The sequence below is a fragment of the Paraburkholderia atlantica genome (genome assembly GCF_009362785.1).
Classification (GTDB): domain Bacteria; phylum Pseudomonadota; class Gammaproteobacteria; order Burkholderiales; family Burkholderiaceae; genus Paraburkholderia; species Paraburkholderia atlantica.
Genome location: NZ_WHNQ01000001.1, coordinates 239566 through 260537, shown reverse-complemented (window position 1 = coordinate 260537; position 20972 = coordinate 239566). Strand labels below are relative to the sequence as shown.

Sequence of the window (20972 nt, the reverse complement as noted above, 5' to 3'; positions counted from 1 at the left end):
TCGCGTGTATTATTCGCGGCTATTTAGGTCGTAAAATATATTAATCATGCTGCCGACGATTCCCGATCTGCGCCAGTTACGCTATTTCGTCACCGTCGCCGAGGAAAAGCACTTCGGGCGCGCAGCCGCGCGTCTGTCGATGACGCAGCCGCCGCTGTCGCAGGCGATTCGCGCGCTGGAAGAGACGCTCGGCGTCGAGCTGTTCGCGCGCACCAAGCGTTCGGTCGAGCTGACCGCGGTCGGCACCGATCTGCTGCCGGAGGTGCAGCGGCTGCTCGCGGCCGCGGAAGGGTTGAGGCCGCTCGCGCAGAGCCTCGCGCGCGGCGAGGCGGGCGTGCTGTCGCTCGCATTCGTATCGACCGCGGATTACGGCCTGCTGCCGCTCCTGCTGCGCGATTTCGGCGCACGGCATCCGCGCGTGCGGCTCGAGCTGACGGAGGCGACCAGCGACGTGCAGGTCGAGGAACTGGTGGCCGGGCGTATCGACGCGGGCCTGGTCATCGCGCCGCTGCCGTCGCGGCATGCGGCGCAGCTGTCATGGCTGCCGATCGCGCGCGAGCCGCTGGTGATCGCGATGTCGACGGAGATGGCGCAACGCTTGCAAGGCGGCGTGAACAAAACGGGCAAGGGCAAGCCAAATGAAGACCCCGCCGCCGGATGGCTCGATACGCCCGTCAGCCTGCGCGATCTCGGCGACGCGCCGCTCGTGGTCTTCCCAAGACGTCTCGCGCCAGGCTTTTATGACATCATTATGGATTGCTACGGCGTCGCCGGCCTCGCGCCGCGGATCGGCCAGGAGGCGATCCAGATGCAAACCATCGTGAGTCTCGTGTCGGCCGGCATGGGCGTCGCACTGGTGCCGCAATCGTTGCGTAACCTGCGGCGCACGGGCGTCGTATACCGGCCCCTGTCCGAGTCGGTGCCCGCAATCGAAACGGGCCTCGTCTGGCGCACCGACGAGGTCAGCCCGGTGCTGGCGGGCTTCATCGATATCGTGCGCGCGCATGCGGCGAGCGTGGCGTCGCGTGTCTAGATCCCGCTTTTTCTTCCTGTAAAACTGCTTTCGAACCTGAACTGCCCATAACTACACGATGCTCATTCACCCGAATTTCGACCCTGTCGCCATCCATCTGGGGCCGCTCGCCGTGCGCTGGTATGGCTTGATGTACCTCGTCGCGTTCGTCGCTGCGATCGTCGTCGCCCGGCTGCGGCTGCGGCTGCCGTACGTCGCCGCGCAAGGCTGGACCGCGAAGGACATCGACGACATGCTGTTCTTCGGCGTGCTGGGTACGATCCTCGGCGGCCGGCTCGGCTATGTGCTGTTCTACAAGGCCAGCTTCTATTTCGCGCATCCGCTCGACATCTTCAAGGTGTGGGAAGGCGGCATGTCGTTTCACGGCGGCTTTCTCGGCGTCACCATCGCGATGATGCTGTTCGCGTATCAGCGCAAGCGCTCGTGGCTGCAGGTCACCGACTTCGTCGCGCCGATGGTGCCCACGGGCCTCGCGGCGGGGCGGCTCGGCAACTTCATCAACGGCGAGCTGTGGGGCCGCGTGACCGATCCGGCCGCGCCGTGGGCGATGCTGTTCCCCGGCGCCGCGCCCGACGACGCCAGCTGGCTCGCCGCGCATCCGCAACTGGCCGCGCAATGGCATCTGAACGAAGTGTTTGCGCAATATCACATGCTGCCGCGGCATCCGTCCGAGCTGTACGAGATCGCGCTCGAAGGCGTGGCGCTGTTTTTCGTGCTGATCTTCTTCTCGCGCAAGCCAAAGCCGCTCGGCGCGATTTCCGCGATGTTCCTGATCGGCTATGGGCTCGCGCGCTTCACGGTCGAATTCGCGCGCGAGCCGGACGATTTCCTCGGCCTGCTCGCGATGGGGCTGTCGATGGGTCAATGGCTGTCGCTGCCGATGATCCTCGCGGGCATCGGCCTGATGGTGTGGGCGTATCGCCGTGCGCGTCGCGAGCCGGCGCAGGCGGTTGGCGCGAACTGAACCGCGCCCCGGCCGGCGTAGCGAACGCTGCATGAAAAAACGCCACGGCATCGATGGATGCCGTGGCGTTTTCTTTGATGCGCTGGCGTTCGCGCGTGCGCATCACTTCATCTGCACCGACCCCGACACGTTGACCGTCACCGTCGACGTACCGCCTTCGAGCGGCATCGGCGCGCTCTTCGCGTCGGCACCCATCGCGCGTGCGCTCATCATCATCATCGGACGCGGCATCACGCCGCTGTGATTCACGTTGACCTCGCGGATCGAATAGCCGCTAAAGCCGAACGCCTGCGAGGACGCCGCGGCCTGCTCGCGAAACGATTTGATCGCCTCGCCGCTGAGCCGCTGTTCGGCGGCGCGCTGCGCTTCCGGCGACAGCGAGAAACGCACGTTGCCCACCTGCATGATCGATGCCATCTGTCCGGCGAGCTTCGAGGCCGCGGCGAAGTCGCGCGATTCGAGCACGACTTCCGTGCGGCCGCGCCACGCCGAGATGCGTCCGTCGCGGTCCGTCGACGGGAAGATCGAGAACGCGCCCGAGCGCGCGGTCACGCCGGCGACGCCACGCGCTTTCTGCAATGCCGCGTCGGCGCGTTGGTTCAGCGTCGATGTCAAGGCCGACGGCTCGCTCGCTTCCTGCTCGTAAAACAGCGTGATTTCGACTTCGTCCTGCGGGACTTCGGCGCTCGCCTGCGCATTCAGAGACAGCACGCCCGAAGGCTGCGGCATCATGGTCTGCGCGCGAGCGGGCGCCGGGTTCAGCGCGAGCGCCACAGGCGCGCCAAAGGCGAGCGCAAGTGCGAGGGCCCGTGCGGGTTTTGTCGTCATGGCTGGAATCCTTGTTTGAGCAGGTTGTGCACGTTCGACGCGAGCGCCGCGTGATGACGCAATGTGGCGCGCGGTTCGACGGTTGCGCTGGCGAAGGGATCGGGTGCCGTCTAGCGGTTGGTCCGAGCTCGCGCTTTCGTCGTCCGATTAGGCGGGTTTTACCGACGCTTGGTTCCCCAATTAGTGCTTCGCCGCCGCATCGGAAACGATGACCTGGACGCGATCACGACAGTGCCCGCGTCGCGCATTTGCCGTTAAACCAGCTGTTCAGTGATAAAACGCCATTCGGCGTCGGTCACCGGTGTGATCGATAGACGGTTGCCTTTGGCGAGCACGCGCATGTCCTGCAATTCGGCATGCTCGCGTAGTGCGGCAAGCGAAATCAGCGGGATTTTCTTCTTGAACACGACATCGACGAGCATCCAGCGCGGCGTTTCCGGCGACGATTTTGCGTCGTAGTACGGACTCTTTTTATCGAACTGCGTCGGGTCCGGATACGCGGTCGACGAGACTTCCGCGATACCCGCGATGCCGGGCTCCGGACAGCTCGAATGGTAGAAGAGCACGCCGTCGCCGACCTGCATCACGTCGCGCATGAAGTTGCGCGCCTGATAGTTGCGCACGCCGGTCCACGGCAACGTGCGATGCGGTGCGTTGGCGAGGTCGTCGATGCTTGCTTCGTCCGGTTCGGACTTCATCAGCCAGTAGCGCATGAATCGGAGTGAGCGTGTGAGATTGAACGACGCGCGACAATAGCGGGCGCGTGCGGAAAAGCCCCTGAAACAGGCACTCAAACGAAAAAACGACGACCAAAGAAAAACGGCATCGAACCGAAGTCCGATGCCGTTCCAGATAAGGTCCCCGCCTTAGCCGCTAGGCCGGCATCCTGAACCGAGGGTTCAGAATTGGTCGCAGTTAGCAACACTTCGGGTACATCAGACAGAGTGACGCGCACACCCGTGCTACAAATTTCCGCAACCGTGCACATGGCATTGGTTCAAGGAATATATGACCTTGGCGAACCAGGCAGGGAAGCTAAACCGATGAAGCAACAACACCAACCGTTGAACAAGTGACCGGTTCGAAACCGGCCTGCTATTGAGTCAACTACTGCTTACTGCATGTTGTACTGCTCAATCACAGTACCTAGCTGTTCGTTCATTTGCTGCATTGTACGCCGGATTTCTTCAGCAGGAAATGCTTCTCCGTGTCGCACACTGCTTTGCAGCTTAAGCAGTTCCGATGCCAGCGACAGCGCAGCCATCACCGCGATGCGATCGGTGCCGCGCACGTTGCTGCCGCTGCGAATTTTCTTCATCTCGGCGTCGACGCGCGCGACCGCCTCGAGCAGCGCGCCTTCCGTTTCCGGCGAACAGGCGAGACGGTAGGGTACTTCGAGAATCGATACTTCGATCTGCTTGGTGGTCATGCGCTTTCTCCGTGTCGGCTCACGTCGCTTTCCGCTTCCTCGTGTTCGGGCTGGGCGGACTCGAGCAGATCGAGCTGGTTATCCGGTTCGCTGCTCGCGCGTGCGCGCGGCAATTTTTCGAGAATCGCATTCAGGCGCACTTGAGCGTCGTCGATCTTGGCGGACAGCGCGTCGCGTTCGGCTTGCAGTGCGTCGCGCTCGGCACGCAATTGCGAGAGTTCCGCGTGCGTGGCTTGCACTTCGGCACGCGTTTGCGCGAGCTGCTCTTCGAGCGCGATCCGCGCTTCGTTGTGGCGCTGGCTGATCGCAATCAGCTTGCCGATATTCTGGGAGAGTGATTCGAGTTCGGTGAGCATGTGCTGCGTCCTCTAAAGACATCGCATTTTAGCGCGGAATATTACAGGTTCCGACAATTGTCTCGTTTCGAGACGTAACAGCATCGCTTCGTGCAGGTTCGTTGCGAGTTGTATCGTCGACCATAAGATAAAAGGCCGGCAATCCATCGGACAATAACCTGCATTCAACAGAACGGCTTGCGCTCCTAGGGACCTTTCTTGACGCCCCGCGAGGCCGCTCCTACACTTCCCGCACTCTGGTGCCCGCGCGCGCTTTTCGGCGCGCGCAGTTAAACGGGAAGCAGGGCGCGCGCGGTGCCAAAACCGGATGCGCGAACCTGCGCTGCCCCCGCAACGGTAAACGACCGCATGTGATGTGCTCATGCAGGTCGGTCCTAATCGCAAGGTTGGAAGTTCAACCTGCGAGTGTGCCACTGCGCGTCACGCGTGGGAAGGCGGGATCGATGTGTCGTAGCCCGGATACCGGCCAGAAAAGAGGGACGTCCCCGCGAAAACGTTAAACAAGGGGACGCCTCGTGACGCGTCGGCCCGCGGGGAAGCAGGCCGCGCACGCTATCCACAGGAATGTCATCCCATGCTGTCCCCCATCGCCCGCGCGACGCTGCTCGCGTTCGCGAGCCTGCCGCTCGTCGTGCATGCGCAAAGCGCCGAGCCTGTGTCTTCATCGTCCGCTACGGATGCCAGCAGCGCGAACGCCGCAAACATTGCCGACGCGGCCAATTCCACTTCCGCCGATGCGCCGGGCAACGTGCTGTCGCCGATCGTCGTGACCGCACAACGCGGAGCGCAAGCGTTGCGCGACGCGATCCCGCAGACCACGCAGTTCGATCAGCAGGACATCGCCGACACGACCGCGACCGATCTGCCCGGCCTGTTGCGACTCGCGCCGGGCGCGCAAATCTCGCGCGCGGGTGGCCCCGGTTCGACCACGAGCCTCTTTCTGCGCGGCGCGTCGTCGACGCAATCGCTGCTGCTGATCGACGGCGTGCGCGTCGATTCGGTCAGTCTCGGCTCCGCTCAGCTCGCACAGATTCCGCTCGACCAGGTCGATCACGTCGAAGTCGTGAACGGCAACGTGTCGGCGTTGTACGGCTCGGGCGCGATCGGCGGCGTCGTGCAGGTGTTCACGAAAGACGGCGGCGCTCATCCGCCGCGTTTCAATTTCTCGGTCGGCTACGGCAGCTATCACACGCAGACGCAAACGGCCGGCGTGAACGGCGCGCTCGATCAGGACGGCCGCACGACCTTCAACATCTCGCTCGCGCGCACGAAGGACGACGGCTTTTCGTCGCTCAATCCGCTCGAGGCGCCGGCCGCGAATCCGAACGCGAACGGCAATCTGAACGAGAGCATCAGCGCTTCGCTGCGTCACAAGTTCACCGACAAGTGGGACGCGGGCGTCAGCTACTTTCAGTCGAACAACAACAACAGCTACGACAATGCGTACGGCGTGCCGACCGATCTGAACAACCTCTATAGCAAGGTGCGTCAGGTGTCGGTGTTCGCGAACGGCAAGCTGACCGACTGGTGGACCACTCACTTCACGGTCGCCGAGGGCGACGACCGCAGCGTATCGAACACCAATGGCATCTACGACGACCGCTTCGATACCGACAATCGCCAGTACACGTGGCAGAACGATTTCGCGCTCGCCGCGAACCAGAAGCTGCAATTCGGCTACGAGCATCTCGACCAGACTCTCGACTCCGACACCTTCGCCGCGCCCGACCGTCACGTCGATTCGGTCTTCGGGGGCTACAGCGCGCGCTTCGGGCGCAACCAGATTCAGGCCAACGTGCGCCGCGACCAGTACTCCGATTTCGGCGGAGCGAACAGTTACTATCTCGGCTACGGTTTCGACATCACGTCGCACTGGAAGGTAACCGCAAGCTATTCGGATGCGTTCCGCGCGCCGAGCTTCGACGATCTGTACTATCCGATCAGCGGCAACCCGTCGATCCAGCCCGAGCGCAGTCACTCGGTCGAAGCCGCTGTGCAGTACGCGACCGATGCGCTCGGCGTGATGCGTCTGAACGCATTCCAGACGCGCTATACGAATCTGATCAACTACGTGCAGACGATCCCCGGCATCTATCTCGCGGAGAACGTCGGCCATGCGAAGGTGCAGGGACTCGAAGGATCGTGGAGCGGTCATGTCGGCAAGACCGACGTACGCGCGACGTTTACGGTGCAGAACCCGGTCGATCTCGACAGCGGTACCGACCTCGTGCGGCGCGCCCGACGCTTTGGGTCGTTCGCGGTGAACCGCAGCATCGGTGGATGGCGGGTTGGCGGCGAGTGGATCGTCAGCGGTCCGCGTACCGACAGCACCGGCAACCTGGGCGGCTATGGCATCGTGAATCTGTCCGCGCGCTACAACGTCACGAAGGCGTGGTACGTCAGCGCGCAAATCGACAATCTGTTCAACAAGGACTATGAAACGGCCTACTCGTATAACTCGCCGCGACGCGGTGCGTACGTCACGCTCGGCTGGCAGCAGCAGTGACGCGCGCGCCGGGTTGGCCGCATGCGTGAGCGCACGCGGATGAGTCGCGCGTCGGGTTCTCTATCCGCCGCGATGGCAACGCCGCGCCCGATGAACGCGAAACGCGCGGCCGCGATCTGGCTCGGGCTCGCGCTCGCGGCCGTCGGGCTGCTCGGCGCGTCGCTGGTGCTCGGCAGCGTGCCGCTCGCGCCGTCGCGTGTGCTTGCAGCGCTCGTGCCAACGCACACGTTCGGCGCCACGGGCACCGACGATCTCGCCGGCGAAATCGTGCGCACGTTGCGTTTGCCGCGCGCGCTCGCGGGCTTCGCGTGCGGCGCGTTGCTCGCGCTCGCCGGCGCGCTGCTGCAGGTGCTGCTGCGCAATCCGTTGGCCGAGCCGTACGTGCTCGGCGTGTCGGGCGGCGCGGCCACCTTCGCGCTGGTCGCGATGATCGCGGGCGGCGCATGGTGGATCGTCGATGCGAGCGCGTTCGCGGGTGCGTTCGTGTCGATCCTGCTGGTGCTCGGCCTCGCGCGTCGCGAACTGTGGCGCGGCGAGCCGCAGGACACGTCGCCGCGTTTGCTGTTGACGGGCGCGGTGATCGCGGCCGGGTGGGGCGCAATGATCACGCTGCTGCTCAATCTCGCGCCCGATAGCCGTCTGCGCGGCATGCTGTTCTGGCTGACCGGCGACCTCAACGGCGGCGCGCTGCCGTGGACCGCGCTGATCGCGCTCGCGCTCGTGTTGTTCGCGATCGTGCCGGCCGCGCCGCGTCTGAACGTGCTGCTGCGCGGCGACGCGGCCGCGCAAGCGTTGGGCGTCGCGGTGATGCCGCTGCGTTTGCGGGTGTATCTGGTCGCGTCGCTGGCGGCGGCCGCGGCGGTGACGACCGCGGGCACGATCGGCTTCGTCGGCCTCGTCGTGCCGCACATGCTGCGGCTCGCGTTCGGCAACGACCAGCGCATGCTGCTGCCGGCGGCCGCACTCGGCGGCGGTGTCGCGGTGATGGGCGCGGATCTGATCGCGCGTACCGTGATCGCGCCCGCGCAATTGCCGGTCGGCGTGATTACTTCGCTGGTCGGCGTGCCGGTGTTCCTGTGGATGCTGCTCAAACGCCGCCGATGATGCAAGCCGAACCCAACCCGACCTCTGCCATGCTGAGCACGCAGCGCCTGACGTTGCGCGCCGGCGCGCGCACCTTGCTCGACGCGTTCACGCACACCTTCAACGCGGGCGAAGTCTGGTGTATCGCCGGGCCGAACGGCGCGGGCAAGACCACCTTGCTGTCGACGCTGGCAGGCCTGTTGCATCCGGCGGCGGGCCATGTCGAACTCGATGGCGTGCGCGTGGCCGACTGGCAGCCGCTGCCGCTCGCCCGGCGCCGCGCGCTGATGCCGCAAAGCGCGGCCGATGCGTTCAATGCAAGTGTGCTCGACATCGTGCTGCTGAACCGCTTCCCGCATCTGGGCGGCTGGGGCTGGGAGCGCGATGAAGATCGCGCGGCCGCGCAGGCGGCGCTCGAATCGCTCGGCCTTGCGGACTTTGCGGCGCGCGACGTGCTGTCGCTATCGGGCGGCGAGCGTCAGCGCGTCGCGCTTGCTGCAGTGCTGTGCCAGGACGCGCCGCTGTTGCTGCTCGACGAACCGTTGTCGCATCTCGACCTGCATCATCAGATCGACTGCCTCGAAGCGCTCGTCGCATGGACGCGCGAACCGGGACGCAACATACCGCGCAGCGTGCTGTTCTCATGCCACGACCTGAACCTCGCGCGCCGCTTCGCGACGCACGCGTTGCTGCTCGACGGCGCGGGCGGCGCGTATGCGGGCCCGGTGCGCGACGTGCTGACGCCCGCGTTGACGAGCCGCGCGTTCGGCTATCCGCTGATTCTGATTCGCGACGGCGAGCACGAGGCGCTGATTCCCGCGCCGCGCACGCGTCATGAATCGCCAGCCGGACATGACGGACAGTCAGGCTGATATTTACCCCCATATCTTGTCTCAATCACACCTATGACTCGCATCCCACTCCCGGCCGGTTTGCCCGAAGTCGCGCCGCTCGATCAGACGCTGCGCGCCGAGTTGCAACGGATCATCGATACGCGCACCAAACCGCCCGGCAGCCTCGGCCGGCTCGAGACGCTCGCGCGCCAGATGGGTCTGATCCAGCGCAGTACACATCCCACCGTGCGGCGTCCCGCGATGATCGTTTTCGCGGGCGATCACGGTATCGCCGCCGAAGGCGTGAGCCCGTATCCGCAAGCGGTGACCGCGCAGATGGTCGCGAACTTCATTGCGGGCGGCGCGGCGATCAATGCGCTCAGCCGCGTCGCCGGTCTCGAACTCGAAGTGGTCAACGCGGGTATTGCGACGCCGCTGCCGTCGACGGACGGACTCGTCGACATTCCGGTCGGGCGCGGCACGCGCAACTTCGCTCACGAGCCAGCGATGACGCACGCCGAATCGCTCGCCGCGATGCAGGCGGGCGCCGCGCGCGTGCGTCATCATGCGGCGCTCGGCACCAACGTGATCGGCTTCGGCGAGATGGGCATCGCGAACACATCGGCGGCCGCGTGTCTGATGAGCCGCCTGTGCGGCGTGCCGATCGACGACTGCGTCGGCCGCGGCACCGGTCTCGACAATGCCGGACTCGCGAAGAAGCGCAACGTGCTCGCGGCGGCGCTCGCGCGTCATGCCGACGCATGCGCGCCGCTCGACGTGCTCGCGACCTTCGGCGGCTTCGAAATCGCGATGATGGCGGGCGCGTTTCTGGCGGCCGCCGAGGCGCGCATGACGATCCTCGTCGACGGCTTCATCGCGACGTCCGCGCTGCTGGTCGCCGATGCGCTGGCGCCCGCAGTGCGCGAGTACTGCGTGTTCGCGCATGCGTCGAACGAGGCTGGCCATCGGCGCATGCTCGACCATTTCGGCGCGCAGCCGCTGCTGTCGCTCGACATGCGGCTCGGCGAGGGCACCGGCGCCGCGCTCGCGGTGCCGCTGCTGCGCGCGGCGGTGGCCTTCGTCAACGAGATGGCCAGCTTCGATTCCGCAGGCGTCGCGGATCGCGAACCGTGACGCGCTCGAACCCATGCTTCGCGGGAACGCGAAGCTCCGCCCGCATCGCTGCAAACATGCACTCGTCACGCCCATGAACCCGCTCGCGGAACTGCGCTATTTCTTCACGGCGCTCGGTTACTTCACGCGCGTGCCGGTGCCGCGCTGGGTCGGCTATGAGCCGCATTATCTGAACGCGGCGGCGCGTTATTTTCCGCTCGTCGGCGTGCTGGTCGGCGGCTTCAGCGCGCTCGTCTATCTGGCCGCGCTGCGTGTGTTTCCGGCGGGCGTCGCGGTGCTGCTGTCGATGGCCGCGTCGCTGCTGCTGACGGGCGCGTTCCACGAGGACGGTCTGGCCGATTGCGTCGATGCGTTCGGTGGCGCCTATACGCGAGACGATGCGTTGCGCATCATGCAGGACTCGCGCATCGGTGCTTTCGGTGCCATCGCGCTCGTGATCGCGTTGGCGATCAAGTGGCAAACGCTCGCCGCTTTGCCGCCGCTCTGCGCCGCAAGTCTGATGGTTGCGGCGCATGGCGCGAGCCGCGCGTGCGCGATCAGTTATCTGGCCACGCTCGACTATGTGCGCGCCGCAGGCAAAGCCAAGCCGGTCGCGCAGCGTCTGAGCGGGCCGGAGCTGCTGTGCGCCGCGCTGTTCGGGCTGCCGTGGCTGCTGTGGCCGAACGGCCCCGGCGCGCCCGACTGGCGTTTCGCCGCGCTCACGGGTGTGGTGCTGTTGGCGCTGCGCTTCGCGATGGGCCGTTATTTCGTCAGACGCATCGGCGGCTATACCGGTGACTGTCTCGGCTTCGCGCAGCAGATCTTCGAATTGAGCATCTATCTGGTGGGGCTTGCATGGATATCGTCCTGATTCGACATCCCGCTGTCGCGCTCGAGGCGGGGGTTTGTTACGGCCATAGTGATGTCGCGTTGGCGGAAAGCGCCGAGGTCACGTCCAATGCGTTGGCGGTCAAGCTCGCGAGCTTGCAGGTGCCGGCGCCGCGCGTGCTGATCACGAGTCCGCTCACGCGCTGCGCCGCGCTCGCGAACGAGATCGCCAACGACTTCGGCTGCGTGGTCAGCCACGACGAGCGTCTGAAGGAGATGGATTTCGGCGACTGGGAAGCGCAGCGCTGGGATACGATCGATCGCGCCCAGCTCGACGACTGGGCCGCCAATTTCGAGCATGCGCGCGCGCATGGCGGCGAGAGCGTCGCGCAATTCGTCGCGCGTGTGCGAGCGTGGTTCGATGCGTTCGCGCTGACGCGCGAGCTGTCGCCCGCGTACGTGGTTACGCACGCTGGCGTGATGCGCGCGATCGCGTCGTGGGTGCTGGAGGTGCCGCTCGCGCGTTGTCTGCAGTGGTCGCTCGATATGGCGGGGATCGTCTGGTTGCGGCGTAACGACGAGACGCTGCAGTGGTCGCTGGTGCGATGGAATGCGTGAACCGCGTGGTCATCCGCAGAACTGAGCGTGTTTCTTGGGCGACCCGCGGCGCGTCATGGCGCGGGTTTGTTTGTGCGCGAGCGCGCCAGTTCGAGGTCCTCGCACAGTTGCCGCGCGCCTTGTGCGATGCGCGGCGCGGGGCGATTGATCAGATCGCCGTCGATCGCAAACAGGTTGTTGTTCGCGACGGCCGCGAGACGCGGCCACGCGCGCCATGTGTCGAGTTGGGGCAGCGTCGTGTCGGGCTGCGTCGCGCCGGACGCAGCTGTGACGATCGCCTGCGGATTCGCCGCGAGCACCGCTTCGGTCGATACGGTCGGCACGAGCGGCTGCAGGTCCGCGAACACGTTGCGGCCGCCGCATAGCGCGATCACGTCGCTGATCATGTGCTCGCCGTTGAGCGTCATCAGCGGCCGGTCCCATACCTGATAAAACACGCTGACTACGGGGCGATTCGCATACAGCGCGCGCAAACGGGCGATGTCTTCGCGATAGACGGCCGCCGCCGCGTCCGCGCTCGTCGAGGTGCCGAGCAGCCGGCCCAGCTTCGTCAGCGACACGGCGATATCGTCGAGACGGCGCGGCTCGCTGAAAAAGAGCGGCACGTGCAGCTCGCGCAAGCGCTCGAGCTGGCGCTGCGCATTGCCATGCCGCCACACGACGATCAAATCCGGTTTCAGCGCGACGATGCGTTCGAGGTCGAGCGCCTTGTTGTCGCCGACGCGTGGCAGTTGTTTCGCTTCGGGTGGATAGTCGCTGTACGACACCGCGCCGACCATCTTCGGGCCACCGCCCGCGGCGTACAGCAATTCGGTCACGTGCGGGGCGAGGCTGATCACGCGCTGTGCGGGCGCGGCGAGGGTGACGGTCGCGCCGCTGTCGTCGGTGACGGTGACCGCGGCGTGCGCGCTCAGTGCAGTTAGAGCGAGCGCTGCGGCGCTGAACCAATGGATCAAGCGGCGCGCGGGCCGAGCAAAGCGAGCGGAGCGAGTGAGGCAGGTCATCGGGCGAGGGCGAAACACGAAGCGTTGAACGAGTCAGGTGTAAAGGACGATCCGCTAGCCCGAGCGCGCGCCATCGATCGATTCAACCGCCTGTTGCAGCAGTTGTTCGAAGCGGGTCCATTCGGCTTCATCGCCCGGCAGCCCGAAGCGCACGCTGGCCGATGGCACCCGGGGCGATGGCGGAAAAAGACGCGTCCACACGCCGCGCCGTGCGAGCGCTTCATGCAATGCGGCGGCGCGCGCATCGTCGGTCCATGCGAAAAGCGGCGTGCCGTGTGTCGCGAATCCATGCGCATCCAACAGCCCGGCAAGCCGCGCGCTCTCGGTGATCAGCCGCTCACGCATCTGCGTTTGCCACGCGGCATCGGCGAACGCGGCGCTCACCGCATGACGCGCGGGACCGCTGACCGTCCACGCCCCCAATCTGTCGCGCAACGCGGCGAGCATGGCGGGCGCGCCCAGTACGAAGCCGGCGCGCACCCCCGCGAGCCCGAAGAACTTGCCGGGCGAACGCAACACGACGAGCCCGTCGCGCTGCGTATGCGCCGCCAGCGACGCGACGCGTGCGGCCGGCAGCGTATCGGCGAACGCCTCGTCGACGAGCAGCGTGCCGCCGCGTTCGCGCAGCTGCGCGTGCCAGCGCAGCAGCCTCGCGGCATCGAGATGCGTAGCGGTCGGATTGTTGGGATTGACGATCGCGACATGGGTGAGCGCCGCGGGCAGCGTGTCTCGCTGCACGTCGAGCGGCGCGACCTCGTGTCCGGCGCGCGCGAACGCGGGCGCGTACTCGCCGTAGGTCAGCGGCGCGATGCCGACCGCCGCGCGCGGCAGCAACGCGGGCAGCGCGCGAATCGCCGCCTGGCTGCCGGCCACCGGCAGCACGTGCGTGGCATCGGGCGCGCCGTAGTAGCGCGCGGCCCGCTCGGCGAAGCCGTCGCCGTCGTCGGGCAAACGGCGCCACGCATCGGCAGGCAGCGGCGGCACCGGATAGCCGTGCGGATTGATGCCGGTCGACAGATCTAGCCACTGCGCGTACGGAATGCCGTAGCGCGCCGCCGCTTCGTGCAGGTTGCCGCCGTGCGCGATCGGATCGCCTGCGGCGTGCTCGCGCGCTTGTATCCGCTCGGTCATGCGCTCGTCCCATCGCTACGCGTGTCGCTCCGCTCAGCCATGGAAGGGCACGCTCAACAACGCCAGCACGATCAGCACGGCCAGCCACAGAATCACCGTGCGTTCGACCAGCAACAACGCGGCGCCTACGTGACGCGCCTCGGCGGGATGCCCGAAGCCCAGCGTCGGCCGATGCTCGAGCGTGCCGTGATACACGGCCGGCCCGCCGATCAGCACGTTCAGGCTGCCGGCGCCGGACGCCATCACCGGGCCCGCGTTCGGGCTGTCCCAGCGCGGCGCCTGTTCGCGCCAGCAGCGCCATGCGGCCAGCGTGTCGCCGAGCAGCGCGTAGCTGGTGGCGGTCAGCCGCGCGGGAATCCAGTTCAGCACGTCGTCGATGCGCGCCGCGGCCCAGCCGAAGCGCAGATAGCGCGGCGTGCGATACCCCCACATCGCGTCGAGCGTATTGGCGAGGCGAAAGCCGAGCGCACCAGGCCCGCCCGCGAGCGCGAACCAGAACAGCGCGCCGAAGATCGCGTCGTTGCCGTTTTCGAGCGCCGATTCGACCGCGGCGCGCGCGAGCGCGGCTTCGTCGGACTGGCTGGTGTCGCGCGACACGATCCGCGCGGTCAACTCACGTGCGGTGGCGAGATCGCGTTGGCCGAGCGCCCGCGCGATCGGCGCGATGTGGTCGCGCAGGCTGCGTGCGCCGAGCGCGAACCACAGCAGCGCGACATGCAGCGCGCAGGCCGCGAACAACGGCAGCACGGCGACCAGCCACCACGCGATCAGCACCGGCGGCAGCACCGCGAGCGCCCATGCGAGCAGACCCTTGAGCCGCAGACGCCGGTCGTGATTGAAGCGCGCCTCGATGCGCGCGGCCCAGTTGCCGAAGCCGACCAGCGGATGCCGGCGGCTCGGCTCGCCGAACCAGCGATCGACGGCGACGCCCGCGACCGCGAGCGTCGCGATCAGCGGCATCGTCAGCGGGGGCATCACGCGCGGTTCGCGCTTTTCAGCGCGAGCGGCAGTCCCGCGACCATCAGCGTGGCCGCGCTGCTCAATGCGGCGATCCGTTGATTGAGGCGGCCGAGTTCGTCGACGTAAAGACGGGTCGCTTCGCCGAGCGGCACGACGCCGAGGCCGATCTCGTTGCTGACGATGATGATCTTGCCGCGTGCGCCGGCGAGCGCAGTTTCGAACGCGGCGGCCTGCTCGTAGTAGTGCGACAGCGGCGGCGCGGCGCCGTCGGCGGGACACAGCAGGTTGGCGAGCCACAGCGTCAGACAGTCGATCAGCAGACACTGGCCCGGCGCGTCGTGTTGCGCGAGGGCGCCCGCGAGATCGTCGTCCGCTTCGACGAGCCCCCAATGCGCGGGCCGCCGCTCGCGATGATGCGCGATGCGCGCGTTGAATTCGGCGTCGTCGGTGACGCGGGCGGTGGCGATGTAGGTGACGGGGAGGGCGCTGTCGCTGGCGAGCCGCTCGGCATGCGCGCTCTTGCCCGAGCGGGCGCCGCCAAGGACGAAGGTGAGGTCGCGGGGAGTCATCCTATGATTGTACCGGCGCGATGGGATAATGCCGCTCGATTCCATTGCAACGCCACTGTCCACCTTCCACCTGCATCGCCGTGACCCGAATGCCCATTTCTCCCGACACCCTGCCCGTGCCGCGCGGCACGCTGATGATCCAGGGCACCACGTCCGACGCGGGCAAGAGCACGCTGGTCGCGGGACTGTGCCGGCTCGCGCGGCGCGCGGGCGCGCGGGTCGCGCCGTTCAAGCCGCAGAACATGGCGCTGAACAGCGCGGTCACCGTCGACGGCGGCGAGATCGGCCGCGCGCAGGCATTGCAGGCGCTCGCCGCGGGCATCGACGCGCACACCGATCTGAACCCGGTGCTGCTGAAGCCGACCAGCGATCGCGGCGCGCAGGTGATCATCCACGGCAAGGCGCGCATCAATCTCGACGCGCGCGCCTATCACGACTACAAGCCGGTCGCGTTCGAGGCGGTGCTGGAGTCGTATGCGCGGCTGCGCGCGTCGTACGACACGATTTTCGTCGAAGGCGCGGGCAGTCCGGCCGAGATCAATCTGCGCGAGCGCGACATCGCGAACATGGGTTTCGCGGAGGCGGTCGATTGCCCGGTCGTGCTGGTCGCCGACATCGACCGAGGCGGCGTGTTCGCGCACCTGACCGGCACGCTCGCGTGTCTGTCCGACAGCGAGCAGGCGCGCGTGCGCGGTTTCATCATCAACCGCTTTCGCGGCGACATCGGCCTGCTGGAGCCCGGGCTCGACTGGCTGGAAGCGAAGACCGGCAAGCCGGTGCTCGGGGTCGTGCCATACCTGCACGGCCTGACGCTCGACGCCGAGGACATGCTGCCGCCCGAGCTGCGCGCTGCGGCGAGCGGTGATGCACGCCGGCTGCTGCGCGTGGTCGTGCCGGTGCTGCCGCACATCAGCAACCACACCGACTTCGACGCGTTGCGCGCGCATCCGCAGGTCGATTTTCACTATGTGCGCGCGGGTACGCCGCCACCGGCCGCCGATCTGATCATCCTGCCGGGCTCGAAGAACGTGCCGGACGACCTCGCGTTTCTGCGCGCGCAGGGCTGGGGCGAGGTGCTCGCGCGGCATCTGCGCTATGGCGGCCGCGTGATCGGCATTTGTGGCGGCATGCAGATGCTGGGCCGCGAGATCGCCGATCCGCATGGCGTCGAGGGCGCACCCGGCACCTTCGCGGGCTTCGGCTGGCTCGACTTTGCGACGGTGCTGACGCGCGACAAGACGCTGAAGAACGTGAGCGGGCGCCTCGCGCTGCCCGGCGCACCGGACGTCGCCGGCTACGAAATTCATATGGGGGAGACGCGCGGGCCGGCCCTGGACGCGCCGGCGCTGCGGCTCGATCGTGCTGGTCCGCACGAGGGCGGCGCGGACCTTGGCCGTCCCGATGGCGCGTTGTCCGCCGACGGCCAGATTCTCGCGACCTACGTGCATGGCCTGTTCGACACGCCGGCCGCGTGCGCGGCGCTGCTCGCGTGGGCGGGGTTGAGCGGCGCCGAAGCGGTCGACTATCCGGCGTTGCGCGAGGCGTCGCTGGAGCGGCTGGCCGACACGCTCGCCGCGCATGTCGATATGCGCAGGCTGTTTGCGGCGCTGGGGTGACGCTTTGGACCGGACTTTTTCATCGGTTTGAGCGTCATTGCTGCGCGGGCGGTACGCTTAGTACAACACCATCTGCGTGCAACGAAACAGTGCGATGGTCTTACCATCCGGACCGGTGACCGTTGCGTCCCAGACCTGCGTGCTGCGCCCGAGGTGGACACTCTTCGCGACCGCGCGAATCGTGCCCTGCGTGGCGGTGCCGAGGAAGTTGCTCTTCAGCTCGACCGTCGTGAAATTGCGCGAGTTTTCGGGCAGATGCGCGATGCACGCGTAGCCACAGGCGGTGTCGGCGAGGCCGATCACGGTGGCCGCGTGCAGGAAGCCGTTCGGCGCGAGCAGCTCTTCGCGCACGGTCAGTTCGGCGATCAGCGTGCCCTGGTCCACGGTCAGCACGCGCAGGCCCAGCAGGTCCGGCAGCGTGCCTTTCTGGCGCTCCTGCAGGCGTTCGACGGTGTATTCCGGGCGCAGTTTGCTCATGAGATTCAGGTCCTTGTCGATAAAAACGGCGGGTTGCGGCGGCCGATTCGCGATGCGGGGGTTTCGGCCGCGCGGGATTTGTCGATATTATCAACGGCTGAACCGGTGGGCGTACCTGGAAACCGAACATCGAACGGCAGCGATCGTGGAGCCCGCCGGCGCCGGTCACAGCGGATCGGCGGGTACGGAGCAATAGCGCGGCAAACCGGCTGGCAGCGGTCCAGCCTTCTTTCCGGGAGATTTCATGTCGGTGATCGTGGTGGCGAATCCGAAGGGCGGCGTGGGCAAGAGCACGCTATCGACCAATCTGGCCGGCTATTTCGCCGCGGAGGGCGAATGGGTCGCGCTGGCCGACCTCGACAAGCAGCACTCCGCGCATGCGTGGCTCGAATTGCGGCCCTCCACGCTGCCGACCATCGAAACCTGGGAGGTCAATCCCGACACGCCCGCCAAGCCGCCGAAAGGCCTCGAGCACGCGGTCGTCGACACGCCGGCCGGCCTGCACGGCAATCGCATGAACATCGCGCTCGATCTCGCCGACAAGGTGATCGTGCCGCTCCAGCCGTCGCTGTTCGATATTCTCGCGACCCAGGAATTTCTCGAGCGGCTCGCGAAGGAAAAGGCGGTCAGGAAGGGCGCGATCGAGATCGGCGTGGTCGGCATGCGCGTCGATGCACGCACGCGCTCGGCCGAGCAGCTGCATCGTTTCGTCGAGGGACTGAAGCTGCCGGTGCTCGGCTTTCTGCGCGACACGCAAAACTACGTGCAGCTCGCGGCGCACGGCCTGACGCTGTGGGACGTCGCGAAAAGCCGCGTGGAGAAGGATCTGGAGCAATGGCAGCCGATCGTCGAGTGGACGAACGGCACGGGGAAGAAGGGTTGAGGCGGGGGCTGCCCGCCATCAGTGAAGCATCATGAGCTGCGCTCAGCTCCAGGCCTGCGTGGGCACGTGGTCGCGGCTGCCCTTGATCTTGTTGTTTTCATCGACGAACACGAGGTCCGGCTTCCAGCCCGCCTTCAGCTCCGCCTCGTCGACCACCGCGAACGCCGCGATGATGACCAGATCGCCGAGCTGCGCGCGCCGCGCGGCCGAGCCGTTCAGCGAAATCATGCCGCTGCCGCGCTCACCCTTGATCGCGTAGGTCGAGAAGCGCTCGCCGTTGTTGATGTTCCAGATGTCGATCCGTTCGTTTTCGACGATGTTCGCCGCTTCGAGCAGGTCTTCGTCGATCGCGCACGAGCCCTCGTAGTGGAGCTCGCAGTGCGTGACCGCGACGCGGTGAATCTTCGACTTCAGCATATTGCGTTGCATGATCAATCCAATCCTGAGTGACTGCGCAGTGTAACTGGGTTTGCGCGGGCGGGTGCGGCGTCAGATTTCGAGGTTGTCGATGAGCCGGGTCGCGCCGAGTTTGGCGGCGGCCAGCACGACGAGCGGTGCGTTGGCGTCCTGCGCGCCGGGCGCGATCAGGTTCGAGCGCTTGCGGATCGCGATGTAATCGGGATTCCAGCCACGCGCCGCGAGCGTCGCTTTGGCCGACTCTTCGAGCTTCGCGAAGTCGCGCTCGCCCGCGAGCACCGCGTCGCGCACGCGATTGAGTTCGGCGGCCAGCATCGGCGCCTCGGCGCGCTCGGCGGCCGAAAGGTAGCGGTTGCGCGAGCTGAGCGCGAGGCCGTCGGTGTCGCGCACGGTTTCGGCGGCGACGATGTCGGTCGGCAGCGCGAACTGGTGGCACATCTGGCGCACGATCATCAGCTGCTGGTAATCCTTCTTGCCGAACACCGCGACGCGCGGCTGCACGCACGACATCAGCTTCATCACCACGGTACAGACGCCGTGGAAGAAGCCGGGGCGGAATTCACCCTCGAGGATGTCACCGAGATCGTGCGGCGGATGGACGCGATACTCCTGCGGCTCCGGATACATGTCCTTTTCGGTCGGCGCGAACAGCACGTAGACGCCTTCCTTCTGCAGCTTTTCGATGTCGGCTTCGAGCGTGCGCGGATATTTGTCGAAATCCTCGTTCGGGCCGAACTGCAGGCGATTGACGAAAATGCTCGCCACGACCGGGTCGCCATGCTGGCGCGCGAGGCGCATCAGCGACAGATGGCCCTCGTGCAGGTTGCCCATCGTCGGCACAAAGGCCGTGCGATTCTGGCCGCGCAACTGGTCGCGCAATTCATGGATCGAGCTGATGACTTTCATGATCGGACAGGGATAGGCTCGCGCGGCGCGCGATCCGGTTGGCGCGACACCGGGCGGAATCGCGCGGTCATCGCCTCGCCGGCAAATGACGGGTTCGGAGCGCGGATTGTAGTGGATTTGGGCAGCGGGCGCACCGAATCGCGGTGGCTCCTAGCAGCGGCGCGCCGCGCGCTTGTCGCGCAGTTCCCGCTGAGGCCCGCCAGGCTTCGCTGCGACGGCTCATAACGATGTTCCCGCGGTCCGGCCGCGGTCCGGCCGTTAAGCGGCCGTCACTCCGCGCTCAGGCCGGCAGATACGCCAGCCGCACGTAAATCGGCGCGAACGGCTCCGCCTGGGTGATTTCGACGAGCGATTCGCGGCACAGCTCGAGCACGGCGATGAAGTTCACGACCACGACCGGCACGCCGCGGCTCGTGTCGAACAGATCTGAAAACTCGATGAAGCGCGCGTTCTGCAATTGCCGCAGGATCAGGCTCATGTGCTCGCGCACCGACAGCTCCTCGCGCGAAATCTTGTGGTGCTGGACCAGCTTCGCGCGCTTGATCACGTCGGCCCACGCGGCGCGCAGGTCGTCGCTGTTCACGTCCGGGAAACGCGGCGTGACGCTCTGCTCGATGTAGACCTCGGCGCGCAGGAAATCGCGTCCGAGCTGCGGCAATTGGTCTATGCGTTGCGCGGCGAGCTTGATCTGCTCGTATTCGAGCAGGCGGCGCACCAGTTCGGCGCGCGGGTCTTCGGCTTCCTCGCCGGTGTCGGCCTTCTTGACCGGCAGCAGCATGCGCGACTTGATCTCGATCAGCATCGCGGCCATCAGCAGATACTCGGACGCGAGTTCGAGATTGGTCTTGCGCAGTTGCTCGACGTAGCCGAGATATTGCTCGGTGACATCCGCCATCGGGATGTCGAGCACGTTGAAGTTCTGCTTGCGGATCAGGTACAGCAGCAGGTCGAGGGGCCCCTCGAAGGTCTCGAGGAACACCTCGAGCGCGTCCGGCGGGATGTACAGGTCGTTCGGCAGCTTGAACAGCGGCTCGCCGTACAAACGCGCGAAAGCGACGCCGTCGACCGTGTCGGGGGTCGAATCGGTGGCGGGCGTGGAAAGCGCCGTGTCGGACGGTGCCGGCGCCGGGCCGTGAACCGGGCCGGGTATGGGTCCGTGAAGCGGACCATGCACCTCGTCAGCGTGACTCATCGTCGGCGTGACTGGGCGCTTAGAAGTTCTGGTAGTACGAGTAAGGCGTCTGCTGCACGCGCGAAGCTTTCTGCTCGGCGCGCTCTTCCAGATCGATCGGCTGTTTGTCCCACAGCAGTGCGCGGCCTTTGCGTTGCTCGGCCTCGAGATTGGGCTTCTGTTGCTTGAGCTGGTTCAGGAACTGGGTGATGTCCGATTGATACATGGCTCGACGTCCGTGGTGGGT

At 66.4% G+C, this 20972-nt stretch carries 23 protein-coding genes, 1 other RNA gene and 1 riboswitch; of the genes, 10 read left to right on the top strand and 14 right to left on the bottom strand.

Features of this window, described 5'->3' with window-relative positions:
• The first annotated feature begins 46 nt into the window (after positions 1 to 46).
• Both GCT19_RS01145 and lgt read left to right on the top strand, forming a co-directional pair.
• Positions 47 to 1033 carry a LysR family transcriptional regulator gene (locus GCT19_RS01145; protein ID WP_152850796.1) on the top strand — a complete coding sequence of 329 codons (987 nt, stop codon included), beginning with the start codon at positions 47 to 49 and terminating at the stop codon, positions 1031 to 1033.
• Between the two features lie 58 nt (positions 1034 to 1091).
• Entirely contained in the window at positions 1092 to 1997 is a 906-nt protein-coding gene (lgt, locus tag GCT19_RS01140) for a prolipoprotein diacylglyceryl transferase (protein ID WP_018431708.1), read from the top strand.
• A gap of 102 nt (positions 1998 to 2099) precedes the next feature.
• Here the strand turns inward: lgt and GCT19_RS01135 are convergent, their stop codons facing one another.
• The 5 genes from GCT19_RS01135 to GCT19_RS01115 all read right to left on the bottom strand — a co-directional run bounded on the left by GCT19_RS01135 (position 2100) and on the right by GCT19_RS01115 (position 4610).
• A complete protein-coding gene (locus GCT19_RS01135) occupies positions 2100 to 2825 on the bottom strand; it encodes an SIMPL domain-containing protein (RefSeq protein ID WP_018431707.1) in 726 nt (241 codons plus the stop codon).
• Positions 2826 to 3079: 254 nt separating this feature from the next.
• Entirely contained in the window at positions 3080 to 3538 is a 459-nt protein-coding gene (locus GCT19_RS01130; RefSeq protein WP_018431706.1) for an EVE domain-containing protein, read from the bottom strand.
• Between the two features lie 141 nt (positions 3539 to 3679).
• Positions 3680 to 3861, bottom strand: a non-coding RNA gene (gene ssrS / locus GCT19_RS01125) — 6S RNA.
• A gap of 78 nt (positions 3862 to 3939) precedes the next feature.
• Positions 3940 to 4254 (bottom strand): cell division protein ZapA, encoded by a 315-nt coding sequence (locus GCT19_RS01120; protein WP_018431705.1) that lies wholly within the window; start codon positions 4252 to 4254, stop codon positions 3940 to 3942.
• Entirely contained in the window at positions 4251 to 4610 is a 360-nt protein-coding gene (locus GCT19_RS01115; RefSeq protein ID WP_018431704.1) for an ATPase, read from the bottom strand. Before GCT19_RS01115 ends, GCT19_RS01120 begins: the two co-directional genes overlap by 4 nt.
• A 220-nt stretch (positions 4611 to 4830) precedes the next feature.
• Positions 4831 to 5095, top strand: a riboswitch (cobalamin riboswitch).
• Positions 5096 to 5184: 89 nt separating this feature from the next.
• Between GCT19_RS01115 and GCT19_RS01110 the strand changes: the two genes are divergently transcribed.
• From GCT19_RS01110 to cobC, 6 genes are all read left to right on the top strand, one after another.
• A complete protein-coding gene (locus GCT19_RS01110; protein ID WP_152850795.1) occupies positions 5185 to 7116 on the top strand; it encodes a TonB-dependent receptor domain-containing protein in 1932 nt (643 codons plus the stop codon).
• Positions 7117 to 7155: 39 nt separating this feature from the next.
• On the top strand, positions 7156 to 8220 hold the full coding sequence (locus GCT19_RS01105; RefSeq protein ID WP_152850794.1) for a FecCD family ABC transporter permease: 1065 nt from the start codon (positions 7156 to 7158) through the stop codon (positions 8218 to 8220).
• Positions 8220 to 9071, top strand: a complete 852-nt coding sequence (locus tag GCT19_RS01100) for an ABC transporter ATP-binding protein (RefSeq protein WP_408582366.1) — start codon at positions 8220 to 8222, stop codon at positions 9069 to 9071. Before GCT19_RS01105 ends, GCT19_RS01100 begins: the two co-directional genes overlap by 1 nt.
• A gap of 33 nt (positions 9072 to 9104) precedes the next feature.
• Positions 9105 to 10166, top strand: a complete 1062-nt coding sequence (gene cobT, locus GCT19_RS01095; protein WP_152850793.1) for a nicotinate-nucleotide--dimethylbenzimidazole phosphoribosyltransferase — start codon at positions 9105 to 9107, stop codon at positions 10164 to 10166.
• A 73-nt stretch (positions 10167 to 10239) separates the two neighbouring features.
• On the top strand, positions 10240 to 11016 hold the full coding sequence (locus GCT19_RS01090) for an adenosylcobinamide-GDP ribazoletransferase (RefSeq protein ID WP_152850792.1): 777 nt from the start codon (positions 10240 to 10242) through the stop codon (positions 11014 to 11016).
• Complete coding sequence (gene cobC, locus GCT19_RS01085; RefSeq protein ID WP_018431698.1) at positions 11001 to 11591, top strand: alpha-ribazole phosphatase; 591 nt, start codon at positions 11001 to 11003, stop codon at positions 11589 to 11591. Before GCT19_RS01090 ends, cobC begins: the two co-directional genes overlap by 16 nt.
• Before the next feature lie 53 nt (positions 11592 to 11644).
• Here the strand turns inward: cobC and GCT19_RS01080 are convergent, their stop codons facing one another.
• Genes GCT19_RS01080 through cobU form a run of 4 tightly spaced genes read right to left on the bottom strand, consistent with a single transcriptional unit; the run spans position 11645 to position 15255 of the window.
• Complete coding sequence (locus tag GCT19_RS01080) at positions 11645 to 12595, bottom strand: cobalamin-binding protein (protein ID WP_152850791.1); 951 nt, start codon at positions 12593 to 12595, stop codon at positions 11645 to 11647.
• Positions 12596 to 12649: 54 nt separating this feature from the next.
• Positions 12650 to 13726, bottom strand: coding sequence for a threonine-phosphate decarboxylase CobD (cobD, locus tag GCT19_RS01075; protein WP_152850790.1), 1077 nt, complete (start codon positions 13724 to 13726; stop codon positions 12650 to 12652).
• Between the two features lie 33 nt (positions 13727 to 13759).
• Complete coding sequence (gene cbiB, locus GCT19_RS01070) at positions 13760 to 14701, bottom strand: adenosylcobinamide-phosphate synthase CbiB (RefSeq protein ID WP_152850921.1); 942 nt, start codon at positions 14699 to 14701, stop codon at positions 13760 to 13762.
• The gene (cobU, locus tag GCT19_RS01065; RefSeq protein WP_152850789.1) at positions 14701 to 15255 is read right to left on the bottom strand and encodes a bifunctional adenosylcobinamide kinase/adenosylcobinamide-phosphate guanylyltransferase; all 555 of its coding nucleotides are present in this window, start codon (positions 15253 to 15255) and stop codon (positions 14701 to 14703) included. Before cobU ends, cbiB begins: the two co-directional genes overlap by 1 nt.
• 89 nt (positions 15256 to 15344) lie before the next feature.
• Here cobU and GCT19_RS01060 point away from each other — a divergent pair, with 89 nt between their 5' ends.
• Positions 15345 to 16871, top strand: a complete 1527-nt coding sequence (locus GCT19_RS01060) for a cobyric acid synthase (protein ID WP_152850788.1) — start codon at positions 15345 to 15347, stop codon at positions 16869 to 16871.
• A gap of 57 nt (positions 16872 to 16928) precedes the next feature.
• On the opposite strand, the gene GCT19_RS01055 is transcribed toward GCT19_RS01060, so the two are convergent.
• Positions 16929 to 17348 carry a PaaI family thioesterase gene (locus tag GCT19_RS01055; protein ID WP_013088711.1) on the bottom strand — a complete coding sequence of 140 codons (420 nt, stop codon included), beginning with the start codon at positions 17346 to 17348 and terminating at the stop codon, positions 16929 to 16931.
• Positions 17349 to 17592: 244 nt separating this feature from the next.
• Here GCT19_RS01055 and GCT19_RS01050 point away from each other — a divergent pair, with 244 nt between their 5' ends.
• Positions 17593 to 18231, top strand: coding sequence for a ParA family protein (locus GCT19_RS01050; RefSeq protein ID WP_013088712.1), 639 nt, complete (start codon positions 17593 to 17595; stop codon positions 18229 to 18231).
• 42 nt (positions 18232 to 18273) lie between these two features.
• Here the strand turns inward: GCT19_RS01050 and panD are convergent, their stop codons facing one another.
• The 4 genes from panD to GCT19_RS01030 all read right to left on the bottom strand — a co-directional run bounded on the left by panD (position 18274) and on the right by GCT19_RS01030 (position 20951).
• The gene (panD, locus tag GCT19_RS01045) at positions 18274 to 18660 is read right to left on the bottom strand and encodes an aspartate 1-decarboxylase (protein ID WP_018431692.1); all 387 of its coding nucleotides are present in this window, start codon (positions 18658 to 18660) and stop codon (positions 18274 to 18276) included.
• 60 nt (positions 18661 to 18720) lie between these two features.
• On the bottom strand, positions 18721 to 19554 hold the full coding sequence (gene panC, locus GCT19_RS01040; RefSeq protein ID WP_013088714.1) for a pantoate--beta-alanine ligase: 834 nt from the start codon (positions 19552 to 19554) through the stop codon (positions 18721 to 18723).
• 280 nt (positions 19555 to 19834) lie between these two features.
• Positions 19835 to 20746 carry a segregation and condensation protein A gene (locus GCT19_RS01035; protein WP_018431691.1) on the bottom strand — a complete coding sequence of 304 codons (912 nt, stop codon included), beginning with the start codon at positions 20744 to 20746 and terminating at the stop codon, positions 19835 to 19837.
• 19 nt (positions 20747 to 20765) lie between these two features.
• Entirely contained in the window at positions 20766 to 20951 is a 186-nt protein-coding gene (locus tag GCT19_RS01030; protein ID WP_013088716.1) for a DUF3460 family protein, read from the bottom strand.
• Positions 20952 to 20972: the final 21 nt, after the last annotated feature.